The organism is Oleispirillum naphthae (assembly GCA_027864655.1).
Lineage (GTDB): Bacteria > Pseudomonadota > Alphaproteobacteria > Rhodospirillales > Rhodospirillaceae > Oleispirillum > Oleispirillum naphthae.
In genome coordinates this window covers 204,109-216,590 of record JAQAZG010000005.1, presented here as the reverse complement: position 1 = coordinate 216,590, position 12,482 = coordinate 204,109, and the positions used below count along the sequence as shown (strand labels likewise).

At 61.4% G+C, this 12,482-nt stretch carries 11 protein-coding genes and 1 pseudogene; 3 read left to right on the top strand and 9 right to left on the bottom strand.

Annotated features, from left to right (window positions below; genetic code table 11):
* Positions 1-66 precede the first annotated feature (66 nt).
* The gene (locus O7R11_RS07805; RefSeq protein WP_337996941.1) at positions 67-330 is read left to right on the top strand and encodes an AbrB/MazE/SpoVT family DNA-binding domain-containing protein; all 264 of its coding nucleotides are present in this window, start codon (positions 67-69) and stop codon (positions 328-330) included.
* Positions 331-385: 55 nt separating this feature from the next.
* Positions 386-649, top strand: coding sequence for a type II toxin-antitoxin system PrlF family antitoxin (locus O7R11_RS07800; protein ID WP_337996940.1), 264 nt, complete (start codon positions 386-388; stop codon positions 647-649).
* Between the two features lie 55 nt (positions 650-704).
* On the opposite strand, the gene O7R11_RS07795 is transcribed toward O7R11_RS07800, so the two are convergent.
* The 9 genes and pseudogenes from O7R11_RS07795 to O7R11_RS07760 all read right to left on the bottom strand — a co-directional run bounded on the left by O7R11_RS07795 (position 705) and on the right by O7R11_RS07760 (position 10,039).
* Positions 705-1,781 carry a hypothetical protein gene (locus O7R11_RS07795; RefSeq protein WP_337996939.1) on the bottom strand — a complete coding sequence of 359 codons (1,077 nt, stop codon included), beginning with the start codon at positions 1,779-1,781 and terminating at the stop codon, positions 705-707.
* Complete coding sequence (locus O7R11_RS07790) at positions 1,778-2,323, bottom strand: hypothetical protein (RefSeq protein WP_337996938.1); 546 nt, start codon at positions 2,321-2,323, stop codon at positions 1,778-1,780. The genes O7R11_RS07795 and O7R11_RS07790 overlap by 4 nt, the downstream gene beginning before the upstream one ends.
* A gap of 414 nt (positions 2,324-2,737) precedes the next feature.
* Complete coding sequence (locus tag O7R11_RS07785) at positions 2,738-3,778, bottom strand: zinc dependent phospholipase C family protein (protein ID WP_337996937.1); 1,041 nt, start codon at positions 3,776-3,778, stop codon at positions 2,738-2,740.
* Positions 3,779-3,870: 92 nt separating this feature from the next.
* On the bottom strand, positions 3,871-4,998 hold the full coding sequence (locus O7R11_RS07780) for a BCS1 and AAA domain-containing protein (RefSeq protein ID WP_337996936.1): 1,128 nt from the start codon (positions 4,996-4,998) through the stop codon (positions 3,871-3,873).
* A gap of 280 nt (positions 4,999-5,278) precedes the next feature.
* The gene (locus O7R11_RS07775; protein WP_337996935.1) at positions 5,279-6,151 is read right to left on the bottom strand and encodes a TniB family NTP-binding protein; all 873 of its coding nucleotides are present in this window, start codon (positions 6,149-6,151) and stop codon (positions 5,279-5,281) included.
* Entirely contained in the window at positions 6,136-8,046 is a 1,911-nt protein-coding gene (locus tag O7R11_RS07770; protein ID WP_337996934.1) for a Mu transposase C-terminal domain-containing protein, read from the bottom strand. Before O7R11_RS07770 ends, O7R11_RS07775 begins: the two co-directional genes overlap by 16 nt.
* A complete protein-coding gene (locus O7R11_RS07765) occupies positions 8,036-8,305 on the bottom strand; it encodes a hypothetical protein (protein WP_337996933.1) in 270 nt (89 codons plus the stop codon). Before O7R11_RS07765 ends, O7R11_RS07770 begins: the two co-directional genes overlap by 11 nt.
* Before the next feature lie 33 nt (positions 8,306-8,338).
* Positions 8,339-8,692 (bottom strand): annotated as a pseudogene (locus tag O7R11_RS14960) (TnsA endonuclease N-terminal domain-containing protein); the annotation flags it as partial.
* 39 nt (positions 8,693-8,731) lie between these two features.
* Entirely contained in the window at positions 8,732-10,039 is a 1,308-nt protein-coding gene (locus O7R11_RS07760; RefSeq protein WP_337996932.1) for a TniQ family protein, read from the bottom strand.
* Between the two features lie 248 nt (positions 10,040-10,287).
* Here O7R11_RS07760 and O7R11_RS07755 point away from each other — a divergent pair, with 248 nt between their 5' ends.
* Positions 10,288-12,477: a DEAD/DEAH box helicase family protein gene (locus tag O7R11_RS07755; protein WP_337996931.1), complete on the top strand. Its 2,190-nt coding sequence runs from the start codon at positions 10,288-10,290 to the stop codon at positions 12,475-12,477.
* Positions 12,478-12,482 lie beyond the last annotated feature (5 nt).

Sequence of the window (12,482 nt, the reverse complement as noted above, 5' to 3'; positions counted from 1 at the left end):
TGACCTCTCGCCGTAGCAACAGGTCATTCACGCAGGGCACGCCATCCCCCGCAAGGCAGCCATCAGATGACGCTTACGGAGGAGACGGAACATATGAGAACGCGGGTCGCCCGGTGGGGGCACTCCCTGGCTGTCCGTCTGCCGCGAAACATCGCCGTAGCGGCGGGTCTGGCCGAGGAAATTCCTGTCGACATCACGGTCGAAGGGAACATGGTGCAGATCGCAAGAGCGCAACCATCCTACTCCCTCGCCGAATTGCTCGCCGCCGTCACCCCGGAAAACCTTCCGGACATATCCGACGACATGCCGCGAGGACAGGAGTTTCTGTGACCGCCACCCGCGGATACCATCCAGCGAAAAGGCTATTTGCCGAACGAGGCACCCCGTGATCACCAGCAAGCTCTCGAATAAGTTCCGCACGACAATTCCGCGACCAATCCGTGCCGCCTTGGAATTGCACCCCGGAGACGAAATCGAATACGAAATCGGCGATACGGGGCGAGTGGTCATGACACACGCCAAATCGGCCGACGAGCCGCCAGCCTCCCCCACGGAACAGGAAATCCCTGCGGCCCCTTGGGATGACTTCTTCTCTGCCGAAGGAACTGACCTAGGGCAGTCCCATGCAGACGAACGACACAAGGGCTAAGAAAGGCCCCCTCGGATCACAGCAGTAGATCAAACCTTGCACTTAGAAACTGACGTCACCCCGCTCCTGGGATCTGAGAATCCGGCACATCTCTCGAACTTGCCTTGGTCGATTCCGACGTAGGCTTGATCCAATTTTTGAACCGGTTGATGAGCTGATCAGCGGTCTTAAAGGCAAGATCGGAACTGTACCCGAACAACAGAGCCACCAGCGGAATCGAGAATTCCCCGCCCCTGACCTCACCACCCAATGCGCTGACCAGAATACCTGCAAGCGCTCCAAAAGTTGCACCCTGAACGATCCGCACCCAGTCGCGGATTCTGTTGGCCGCGCGATAGGTATGGTTGGCGATTGACCAACTGAACTGACGAATAATGTAGGCGCAGGCGCCAATCAGCCCCAGAAGCACCGGGATGAGGTAACCCTGAAGGACGTCAAGATAAATTCTGCCATAGGTCTCAGTTGCACGGGCGGAAGCAATCTCATCCCGGACTTCGGAACCATTAACCATTTCGGAAGATAAATCGGAAGCTTCCAGCTCAGGAACCCAAGGAAATGCGATGATGGTTCTACGCGCCGCGACGAGCCCAGCCTCCGCATTGGTTCTCTTAGCCTCTAGACGATCCAAGAATCCGGAGCCACTGTCTTTGGCCATCACCCGCTGCTGTGCGATATCCTCCATCTGCGCCTGATAATATTTCAGGTCCTCCAAAGCGCGACCAAGTATGACCGCCCCACTCTGAGCGACGATATAGACGAAAAGGCACGCGATGGCCCCCGAAACCCACAACCATTTGCAGCAATGAACACTATCAGCGCTCGGCAGCCGTTCCTTGCGGTTCTCGGTGGTTTCCCAATCTGCCAGTTCGATAACAAGTTTTGCGCTTTCAAGGGTTGTAGGCGCGATCATTTGCGTGAGGCGATCACAACCCCGCCAGAGGGCGATTTCACCTTCTTCGTCAACCTCGTCCGCTGACTTGCGTAGCACTGGCGCTACCGATCGGATCAGTTCCTCCGGCGTGCTTTTGAAAGCAGCTTCGGAATTGTAACGCAGCAAAACCGCTACCGCGTCCTGAAGATGGCGAACACGTGCAATGCGCTTTTCCGCAGCGGCTTCGACTTCAGGGGTCATCGCGTCCTCCCCGGTGCAGTACCAACAGTGATGCGGATTAGACAGTCCTCGATCATGCGTCCGTCGCTACGGCAGGCGACCGGTGAACGATCGGCATAAAGCAGTCGTACCAGCCAAATTCCCGGGCGCAGGTTTTGTTTGGTGCTCCAAGTACGCCAATCGAAGTGGCCACGCTGCGCCACTTCCTGTCGTAGTTTCGCCCGTAACGCCTCAATGCCAGCGATGTCGAGGGGAACTTCGTCGATCACCTCGGGAGCGCCGTCTGATTCCAGCCCACCAGGGGCCTGCCGCATCCACACGTGGCGTAGCGGCAGCCCCCCATGTTCGAGGCGTTGTAGCGCCTCCGGCGTGCCGCTAATGCGCGTCCATAAGGTAAGCGGCGCCACCGGAACCGGTGAGTGCAGACGGTCTGTGGCTTCACGTTCGACGACCCGTGAGGTCCAGATAGCCTCGACCGTAATCACCTCATCGGTAGGGGGAGCGGCAAAGGCAGCAACGGGAATGGATGCTATAAATGCGGCAATCAGGCAGCGTACAAGCATGTTATGGACCTCCGCTCTGGGAGCATGCGGCAGTAGGGCTCATGGTAAAGGCGCACGGTGCACTGGGAAGATCGAACAGCCGCACGTCAACTTGTGGCGTGCAGGCGTAGTCCTCGACCAAACCGTAACGGCCATCGGAAGTGCAGATAAGCACCGCGCCTCCGCCCCGCACGATGACGTGGTAACCTGCGAACGGGAGCAGTACATCGGGATGATCTCGGCCAATTCGATCCGCCAAATCGTCGTCGGCGACCCCTGGTCCACCGAGGCGACGGGCGATACGGGCAAGTGCGTCGGCAGAGGCGGCCATGGTCTCCAACTCGCTCTGCGATGCCGCATTGGCAGGCGGTGCGGCGGGTACCAGAAACGCGAGAACAAGACACGCCATCAGTGGGTTACGCATCGTTTCCTCTTTCACCACAACGACAAGCGTCCAGTAACATTGTCCGCGCCAGTGTCGAGGTTCCAGTCCTTGAATGCCGTCAGGTGGGCATTGCCAACCATGTCCCTCTCGAACAGATCAAGGGCAAGAACGTCCCAGAGCTCCTGCGTCTTCTCTAAAGCACGATCGAATATCGCATCGAAGGCCATCGGTTGACCGCTCTCGACGGCGATGCCGTCGGCATTGAGGTCATCTCCAAGCGGCACCAGAAGATTTGTGACGAATTCCGAGTGCGCGGCATCGTCAAAGTCGGGATAGGCGACGGCACCATCGACGAGATGGCGGCTGAAGAACGGAATTCTGCATCCATTTTCCGCAAAATCGACGAGGGATTGGAACGCTGCATGCCACTTGTCGATCTGATGATCACCCGGACGTTCACCGTAAGCAGTTTCCATACACGCCGCCCACAGATCCTCAACGGCATCCTCAAGGTCGAAACGGCGACCACACGACTTGACTTCGGTCTTCATATTGTCAGAGTAATGGAGATCGAGATTGATGCGGCGACGATATATCCAGACATCCTGGTTCATCTCGCAAAGGCGATGACGGACCTTGTTGGCCTCGTATTTCCCGACCTTGAGATTGACCACTGGGTGAATTACCACGTCAGTAACAACGTGCGCTGCTAGCCCAAGCAGCCAAGCAAACTGCTGCTGCCAGACGCGTCCGCCGGAGTTGTTCTTCTTCTCACGATAGATTGCAGGCATGGCCGCACTTACCATGCGGTCGGTGCCCCCTTTATGCATATGATCTGCCCACTCAGCGTCGAACCCCAGATATGGGTAGTCGGGGCTCACTCCACCGAGGTAGGCGTAGCGGCTCCAAATTTCGAGCACATCAGCAAGCGCGCTCTGCCAAGGCAAAACGCCACTCTCATATTTTCGGTTGCAGACGCTGGTTATTGCTGAGCGCACCAACGTCAGATGAGTATATCCCCCTGCCAAAATAGCGCCCTCACGCCGTTGATATTCCGGCCTGAGTTGACAACTTTCAGGGGTGCCGCGCAAGGATTTTCCATTGCCAGAAGCGTTAGTTCACATTATCAAGACTGCCCACCTAACCTTCTTAACTTATGAATGACATAATGGCCTTAATGGGCTTACGGCCCATGTCGCGGTTCCAAGGTGGGATCGTTCAGTGTTGTAGCAGACAAATCATCTGCACAATTCAGCATCAGCGCCTGCAGCTCGGCGGCGGGAATGTCACGACCGGCGAGCGATTCCAGGATTTCAGCGACCAGATCGGGGCGATCGGGATGGAAGCGGGCGATCATGCGCGCCGCGTCGACCGGCCCCAGGGGGCCGATGGAAACGGACAGATCGATCCTGCCAGGACGGATCAGGGCGGGGTCGAGGCGTTCGGGGTGATTGCTGGTCATGAACATCAGGCGGCCTTCCGCCGCGCCCAGGCCGTCGAGCGCGTTCAGCAGGCCGCTCAGGCTCAGCTTGCGCTCGGCCTTGGGGTCTCGCCCCGGCGCCACGGTATCGATATCCTCCAGCACCAGGGCAGCGCGTTTGGGCAGGCTGCCGAGCAACTCCCGCAAGCTGCTGTCGTTCAATTCCGGCATCGACAGGTCGAGCGCCGCGAGATCGAGGTCCAACTCGCTGGCCAGCGCCCGGATCAGGCTGGTCTTGCCGGTTCCCGGCAGGCCGTGGAACAGGTAACCCCGGCGCCACGGCACCCCGCGCTCCGCGTACCACGCCTGACGCACCAGGAAACGACGGGCATCCTCCAACAGCAGGACATCAATGCCGTCGGCGACGAAAACGCTGTCCAGGGGGCGGCGGGGAATGCGACCGGATTCCACCCATTCGCCGTATGAGGCGGCGGAGTAGAAAGCCAGGGTTCCGGCCCGATCGCCATGGCAGCGAACCACTTCGTCGATCAGTCCGACCAGGGCACCGCGATGTGGGGTAAGAGCACGAAGCTCGATCGTCTCCCGCTGGCTTTGAGCGTGTGCATATTTCCCCTCGGCGGTCGCCCGGCTGCGCCTCAGCCAGAACCAGACTCCGCCCTGACGCAGGATGTGTCCCCCCTCCCCAGGCACGAGGCGGATTCCATCTTCTCCGTCGCCGCCCTCGGCACCGGTGGCCGCGACCAGACTCCGGCAGCGCCCGGTATAGGGATGTTCGGCCAGCCACGCCTGCATGTAGTCGAAAAGCGGCGAACGGCGGTCGACGGTGACGGTGGGGAAAACCCGCGCGGCCAGCAGACGGCACGCCCCCATCCCAGGCGGCCGAACAGCGCCAAGGCGGTGCCCAGTGCGCCTAGGGCAAGACCGCCGGCGAAGATCTGGTTTTCCCACTGCTGTGCGATGAGCGACAAAATGCCGTCGAGCATGGTTCAGCCTCCCCACGAGCGACGACAACCCGGCACAGGTTGCCCTGTCCGGGTTCGGGGTGGCCGTCGTTGGCCGACTATGTCGAAAAAATTGCCGAGCCGTGGTTATAGGACAGGATGAGGCGCACGGCAAGCGTGTTTCGACGCGGCTGCCGTGCGCCCTTCCCTTATCGCCGACGTCCGTCGGGCGACATCCAGCCGGGGACGTTCAGGTCGGATATCGCCAGTTTGTGGCCGGGATCGACGGCCCGAGCCGCCACCTTCCGCGCGAACGCCCGTACTTCGCCGGTCAGGCCTGCGGTCTGGGCATGGAGTTTTCTCACCGCTTCCGTATTGCGGAACAAATCGCTGCCGTCCAAGCGCTCTCCCCGGAACACCTGGATGGCGAACAGGGCGAATTCCCTGTCCACCCTCCAAGGCGGCATCTGCATCGGCGTGAAGCGGTTGCCGATCTGCTGGTCGGTCTGCATGGCGACCCGAGCCTCGTCGGTGCCGACGGTCACGATTGGCAGCCTCAGCTCGTTACTGATGAACTTCAGGAAATTCAGGAAATACATCGTATCGCCCGACGCCCCAGTCAGGATGTTATGAATTTCGTCGAAGATGAGCATCCTTGCCCCAACTTTGGGGAGAACGGCCGTCACCTGTTCGACACGCCGTTGCCGCGTTGCAGTAGCGGGAACCGCCGCCCCGACAGCCCGGAGCAACAGGGCACAAGCATGGCCGACATCCGGACCCGGCGGGGTCTGGACGTAGACGACGGGCATCTCGTCTCCCTCTTTGCCGCGCCGCGCCTGCGCATTGACCAGCCTCTGGAAGCGCCGTGCAACCGTCGTCTTTCCGTTGTTGGTCTGCCCGTAGACGAGCATTCCCGGAGGGCGGTCCGACTGCGGGACGTCCAGCATTTCCTGCATATGCGCCAAAATCCGCTCGGCCACGGGATAGGGCAGCCACCGGTCCTCGCCGGAATCGCCGAAATCGTCGTTTGCCGTCGAAAGGGGAAGAACAGCCTGCATTCGTTGCCTCACCACCGTTCCCATTTGTCCTTGAGTTCTTCGTCGGAGAATTCGAACCGCTCATCCCCGGAGACGCCGCCTTTCGGCGGGACCGAACCGTCGTTGTCGACCACCAGCCTCGGCTCGAAGGGACCCGTCCCCCCGTCCTTGGCCTCCCGCGCCAACGAAACCGCGCGTTGCTTCCCGGCCTGCCTGGCACGGCGGGCTTTCCTGGTCTCCTTGGAGGCCGTCTCGACGATCTCCTGCATGCGCGCCAGGGCCTCAAAGATACCGTCCTCGTCGACTTCCCGGCGCCCTTGCTCCTTGACCCGAGCGGTCGCCGCCCGCAGTTCCCAAACGCTGATGCTGGGCCGCGTGAGCGTTCGATAGGGAACGACGACGTAGTCGCCGATCTTCGGGTCGAAGAACCAGATCCTGCTGATATCCCTGGGGTCCCGGCGGACCAGGAATTTCACCGCCGTTCTCCCCTTGCGGGCGTTGATCCAGGGCCGCAACACGTCTGCGTAATAGAATACGTTATCCCAGGCGATGCCCTCCCTCTGGACGGACCGCTCGGTGAAGGGAAGGAAGTCGAGGCGCAGCCTCTCCGGATTGGCGATGGGATCGGGCAACCCGATACCCTTCCGCTTACCGTCGCCGACGATGCCCTGCTGCCAACGGACGAGCGGCGGCATCTTCAGGGCCGAGTGTTCCTTCTTGTGGTAGACGTTGACGATGAGATCGGTGAGCCACCTCTCGAGTTCGTCCAGGGTCATCACCGCTTTCTGGTCCGATTTGTATTCGCCCCGTTCCTTGACGTTGGAGAAGGTCGTCCCCGGAAGCGCGTGGATTTCCCCGGCGAAGGTTCCGAGAATCCGTTCGATATGCCCGCCGTAGTGAGGCGTCCGCACCGGCCGCCAAGCCAGATTCACGCCGTGCTGTTCGCATGCCTTCCGGAGAAGCTCGCTGCGGAAATCCTTGCCGTTGTCGGCGTGAAGGGTCTTCATCATCCCCCACACCGGCCACTGCCCCGCAACCCCGAGACGCCCCAGCCCGGCGTCCTTCTCCAGCACAGAATGGCGGATGCACATCCCCACCGAGAAAGCACTGGGCGCATCCAGGGACAAATACAACCCGGTCACCATCCGACTGCATACGTCCATAGCAAGCGTCAGCCAGGGGCGGCCGATGGGCAGGCGGTGTTCGTCGTCGACCACTTCGATATCGAGAGGCGTGTGGTCGATCTGAACCACATCCAAAGGGTACTCGGCCCCAGGGAACGCCCCCTTCACCTCGTCGTAGCGGTCGCGGGCGGCCTTCCTGCCTTCGCGCATTTTCGTCTTCCGTCGCGCGTCGACTTCGTTGAGGCGGCTTCTGATGGTCTTCTCGGACGGCGCCTTCAGGTGGGCGGCCCGGCATTTCATCCTGACCAGATCAACGACCTTGCTGCCCTTGAGTTTCTGCATGGTCAGAAAGGCGTTCTCGATGACGCCGGAAGCGATCGCCTCGACCTTCTTGGAAAGTCGCCTCTTGCGCACTTTGGCCCGTTGCGGCGCCAGGGCGGACAGCGTCCCGCCCTCATCAGCGGCTCTCAACCAGCGATACAAGGTGGACTTCGAGACGCCGATTTCCTCGACGATCTCCCTGATGCGGGATCCGCGCGCACGACCGGACAGCGGAATCAGTTCCTTCACCACATCCCGGCGCCGTTGCGCTTCCTCGAACTCGGCCTGCGTCAGAGCATCGACTGGGCGGCATGCTTCCGCCACGGATTCATCGTCGAGGGGGCAAAGAGCGGCTACGGAAACCTCTTCGATGTCGCCGGTATCCTTGAAGCGGACCAGAACCCGGTCCGCGGCGACCACCTGCCGGATGGTGCAGGCACGACCGGCGACGCGGCAGGACGTTCCCTTCCGATAGGTTTTCATCCTAGACGACATCTCGCTCTCCGCTCGCCGCCGCCATGACGCGGCTGTCCATGTTCAATGAACTACACCCCAAGTCCGCCGCCAGACGCCCGGTGGCGAGCAGGTGCCACAGGCAGGCCAGCCACCGTCCCCGTTCGCGCTCTCCCTCGGCCTTGGCGACGATCCCCGCGACGGATTCCGCGCCGTCGGCAACCGCGCGCATCACCGCCAGGCAAAGCCCCGGATCCATGGCCCGCGACCGGAAGGACAGCAGGAACTTGGCGTTGTCCAACCGTACCGTCCGAATCTCGCGTTCCGTCCATACTTCGAAAGACCAACGCCGCCCGGCTGCGTACCCGCGGGCTGCGGCAAACTTCGGCTCCAGATTCGCTCCCTCTGCGGCCAATATCTGGCTCGGCTTCACCTCCACCAGGGACGTGCCGCCCACCCGCCGACGCACCAGGAAATCGGGAACGTAATAAGCCGCTCGCCCTCTCCCCCCGGGAAGAGGAACGCGCACTGGCTGTTCTTCTACCTCGACCACATCAGGGTCGAACAAGGTGAGGATGACGAAATCCCGCTCCAACGGGGATTCGCAGGCGATACCCCGGCGCCCGGGACCGGGGCTGACGACCCCGGTCAGGTTGCGATGGCTTCGCGGAATGCGACGGACAGGCATCGTCCCTTCGGCCCCCGAATATGACGGATTCCCCCGCAATTATTTCGGGATATGATGCGCCCGTCTTTCGCGCGCAAGCTTTTGCCGCAGGACTTGTTCAACCCACGGCCCGACCTTCTCCCCGGCCCGATGGGCGGCGGCCTTGGCTGCGGCGCGAACCTCGGCAGAAACGCCGTCCAACTTCCAGTAGCGATGGGTGCCGTAGGGCCGCACCGGACGCGCCGGAGCCGCATCGGCGAAGGCCCCGGCCTTCACTCCCGAAACGGCGAGAAGGTTCTTCAGGGTCGGAATGCGCCCTTCCCCTTCCAGCAACCGGGTGACCGCCTTGGTCTCGTCGGCCCCCATCGTCCGCATCGGCTGGCTGAGGTGTCTCACCACGGGATCGCGATAGGCGAAGGGGGCGTCGGCGTGGTCCTTGATCAGGATCCGGCTGGCAATGCCCACCTCCCGGCAGGCTTCGACGAAGACGCGCGGCCAATCCCGCAGCAGTTCGTCGGCCATGGACAGCAGCGCCTGGCGGCAGCGGGGGTTGAGCCTCTCCACCTCCTTCACCATGGGCAAGTTCTCCGGACGGGGCATCGCACGGTTGCGGTCGGCCACCCCCGTCCGCAGGGGGAAGGCGAAGCGACCCGTCGCGAGCAGGCGATAGACCCGCCAGAGGATCGGAAACCAGGCCAGGGAATACTGGGGACCGTAGTCACCCAGCATGGCCCAGCCCTCCCGGGCGATTTTCCTCCAGCCGCCCTCCCTCTCGACGGCGCCGGGATCGAGGACGGAGACCTTCGGAGCCCGGCGGTAATCGGCACCGCACTTCCAGCAGCCGATCAGCCGGTCACGACCGTTCGGCGGGGGCAGAAAAAGGGGCTGCAAGGGTTCACCGCATGCGGGACATCGGTCGATCAGCAGAATCCCGTGGCGGGGACAGGCGGTCACGAAGCCCAGCCGCCAGGTCATGCGGAAATAGGGATGAGAATCTTCGACCAAGCACAGGGGACAGGCCTGCTGCCCGAACGAGGTCCGACCACCCGCCGTTCCGACCCAGGGTAGCCAAGTCAGTTTCCGGCGGCCGTCGTCGGCTTCGAAAAGCAACCCCGCCCAGCGACGGAAGGTGGCGGCGGCAACCTCCGCCTCCTCGGCCCCGGCATAGGCCGCCAGGTTCCGCACCAGGTCGTCGCACGCCAACCGGTCCAGGTCGGTCCTGTACAGGCGTCCGCCCGGCAGGACGATCGGGTAGAACTCGGAAGGGCTGAGGCCGTTGGCCAGCGCGATTCGCGTCAGCCACGAGCCCAAGGTTTCATCGGGTTGCAGGGAGGGGCGCAGGGATACCGGACTTTCGGAGAAAACCATACCGGATCCTCCTTCGGTAATGACGTGCTCACCATATTAGCTGGGAGATTGTAAAGCTTCCGCTCGCCCCGTCCTAATGCCGGATAGAAATTATAACCCGAAACGTAAAATGTGCTGGACGATACCGCTAATGGAGCATCCTAATCAGGGGCCAAGGGCGTGACCTCTCCGCGCCGCCCATGCTATTTTTGCGCAGCCGAAAAGGCTCGCGTTCGCATTCCTCCTCCCAGGAGTCAGGGCCGTGTGTGATGTCGCATGTTCAGAACGCTAACGGGGGGGACTCGCAGGACACCGACGCGCAGAAGCTGAGGACCCTGAACGACGCCAAGCCCCTCTATTTTATCCCCAACGACAATTTGATCGACGAAGTTTTGGTGCCCGCTTTCCAGGAGGCCCAGAAAGCGAGTTGCATGGTCGGATTTTTTTCGAGCGCGGTTCTTGCCTCGCTCGCCCCTGGGTTGGCGACCTACATCAACAGCACGACGAGCACGTTCCGCCTCATCGTAAGCCCCTTTCTTCGGATCGAGGACATGCAGGCCCTCAAGGACGGCACTGCACGACCGGAGGTTTTGGCGAAAGACGCGCTTGAGCAACTTCTCGTCACGGAGGACTTGCTTCGCCAACACACGCTCCGCTGCCTTGCCTATCTCCTCCACGCGGGCCGACTCGAAGTTCAGATTGCGCTCATGGAAGACGCCCTGTTCCACCCGAAAGTCTGGATTTTCGAAGCCGGGAAGGACGCTTTCGCGGCCCACGGATCAAGCAATATGACCAATGCCGGGATCGCACGGAATTTCGAGCAGGTCACCATTTCCAAGTCGTGGGTCGATCCCACCCAGAACTACATCATCGAGAAACTCCGCTATCAATTCAGTCGGCTTTGGGAGAACAAGGAGGATAACTGCGTCGTCGTCTCGCTTCCGACCGCAATCAAGGACAAAATTCTTCGGGCCTTTTCATCGGAATATGCGCCGACCGAGGACGAATGCCGAGCCCTCTATGCCCAGGCGATGCAACAGTCGGTTCCGCAGCCGGAGGTGCCTATGCCCGACGACGCGACGCCCGTCAGGCCGAAGCCCTCGTTCTCGATACCCGCTTGGCTTAAGTTCGACGAAGGCCCTTTCGAGCATCAAGGCAGAGCGATCAGGGCGTGGTGCGACGCCGGCTTCCGGGGCGTTTTGGAAATGGCGACCGGATCGGGCAAGACGCTTACCTCGATGATTGGCGCCTATCGTCTTTTCGAGACGGCGAGCCCGCTCTTGATCGTCGTCGCCGCGCCCTACATTCCGCTGATCCAGCAATGGTGCGACGAGATCGAGTCCTTCGGCGTCAAGCCGGTCAATCTGACGACGGTCGGCAACGCGGCGGCACGTTCCCGCGTGCTTCAGCAGGTCAAGCGGCGCCTGCGGCTCAGCCTCTCCCAAGTTGAGGTCGTTGTTATCAGCCATGACACCCTCTGTTCCCAGGAGTTTCACGATGCCGTGGGTGCTTTCGATTGCGCCCGACTTCTCGTTGCCGACGAGGCACACAATCTCGGGCGCGAGGCCTTCGTCTCCCATCCGCCCGATTTCTTCGAGCACCGTCTTGCGCTGTCGGCGACGCCCGTTCGGCAGTACGACCCTGATGGCACCGACGCGATCTTTGCCTTCTTTGGCGATGTCGTGTTCCGCTTCACGCTGGAGGAAGCTATCGGGCGCTGCCTAGTGGAGTACGACTACTATCTCTGCCCGGTGACGCTGACAGCGACCGAAATGGACGCCTGGTACGAACTGACGGTCAAGATCAAGCAGAATACATGGCGTCAGGGCGACGGCGCGCCCGATGAATACCTGACCAAGCTCTACCGCGATCGTCGCGCGCTTCTGGAAACGGCTCATGGCAAGATCGACGCCCTCCGCGCTCTCCTGAACAAGGAAGACCTGAAAACCCTCAAGCACACGCTTATTTACGCGACGGACAAAGGACCGGCGCAGCTCAGCGAAGTCAACCGCGCCCTGCTCGACAATGGGGTTCTCTTCCATCAATTAACATCTGAAGAAACGCACGACAGGGAAAACACGGCGCGCATCATCCGCTCATTCCAGGAGGGCGAACTACAGGTTCTCACGGCCAAGCGCGTTCTCGACGAGGGCGTGAATATCCCGCAAATCTGCAAGGCGTTCATTCTCGCGAGCACGACGGTCGAGCGACAGTGGATTCAAAGGCGAGGGCGCCTTCTGAGAACGTGCAGATCGATCGGTAAAACGTACAGTGTCATCTATGACTTTCTTGCGCTGCCGCCTCTCATGGGTGAAAGTCTTGACAAGGAAGCGCGTGCGTTGATCCGATCCGAGCTGCGCCGCGCCCAGGAATTTGCCAGCCTGGCGAGGAACGCCGGAAAGCCCGACGGCCCGTTGCCAGTTATAGATCAGCTCGTGAACGCCGCGTTCGGCGAGTGAGGGGG

What these genes read in the sequence shown, in the direction of transcription:
- O7R11_RS07760 (WP_337996932.1), bottom strand. Translation starts at nt 10,039, where the DNA reads ATGGTTTTCTCCGAAAGTCCGGTATCCCTGCGCCCCTCCCTGCAACCC.
- O7R11_RS07755 (WP_337996931.1), top strand. Translation starts at nt 10,288, where the DNA reads ATGTCGCATGTTCAGAACGCTAACGGGGGGGACTCGCAGGACACCGAC.
- O7R11_RS07770 (WP_337996934.1), bottom strand. Translation starts at nt 8,046, where the DNA reads ATGTCGTCTAGGATGAAAACCTATCGGAAGGGAACGTCCTGCCGCGTC.
- O7R11_RS07790 (WP_337996938.1), bottom strand. Translation starts at nt 2,323, where the DNA reads ATGCTTGTACGCTGCCTGATTGCCGCATTTATAGCATCCATTCCCGTT.
- O7R11_RS07780 (WP_337996936.1), bottom strand. Translation starts at nt 4,998, where the DNA reads ATGGGGGCGTGCCGTCTGCTGGCCGCGCGGGTTTTCCCCACCGTCACC.
- O7R11_RS07805 (WP_337996941.1), top strand. Translation starts at nt 67, where the DNA reads ATGACGCTTACGGAGGAGACGGAACATATGAGAACGCGGGTCGCCCGG.
- O7R11_RS07775 (WP_337996935.1), bottom strand. Translation starts at nt 6,151, where the DNA reads ATGGGAACGGTGGTGAGGCAACGAATGCAGGCTGTTCTTCCCCTTTCG.
- O7R11_RS07795 (WP_337996939.1), bottom strand. Translation starts at nt 1,781, where the DNA reads ATGACCCCTGAAGTCGAAGCCGCTGCGGAAAAGCGCATTGCACGTGTT.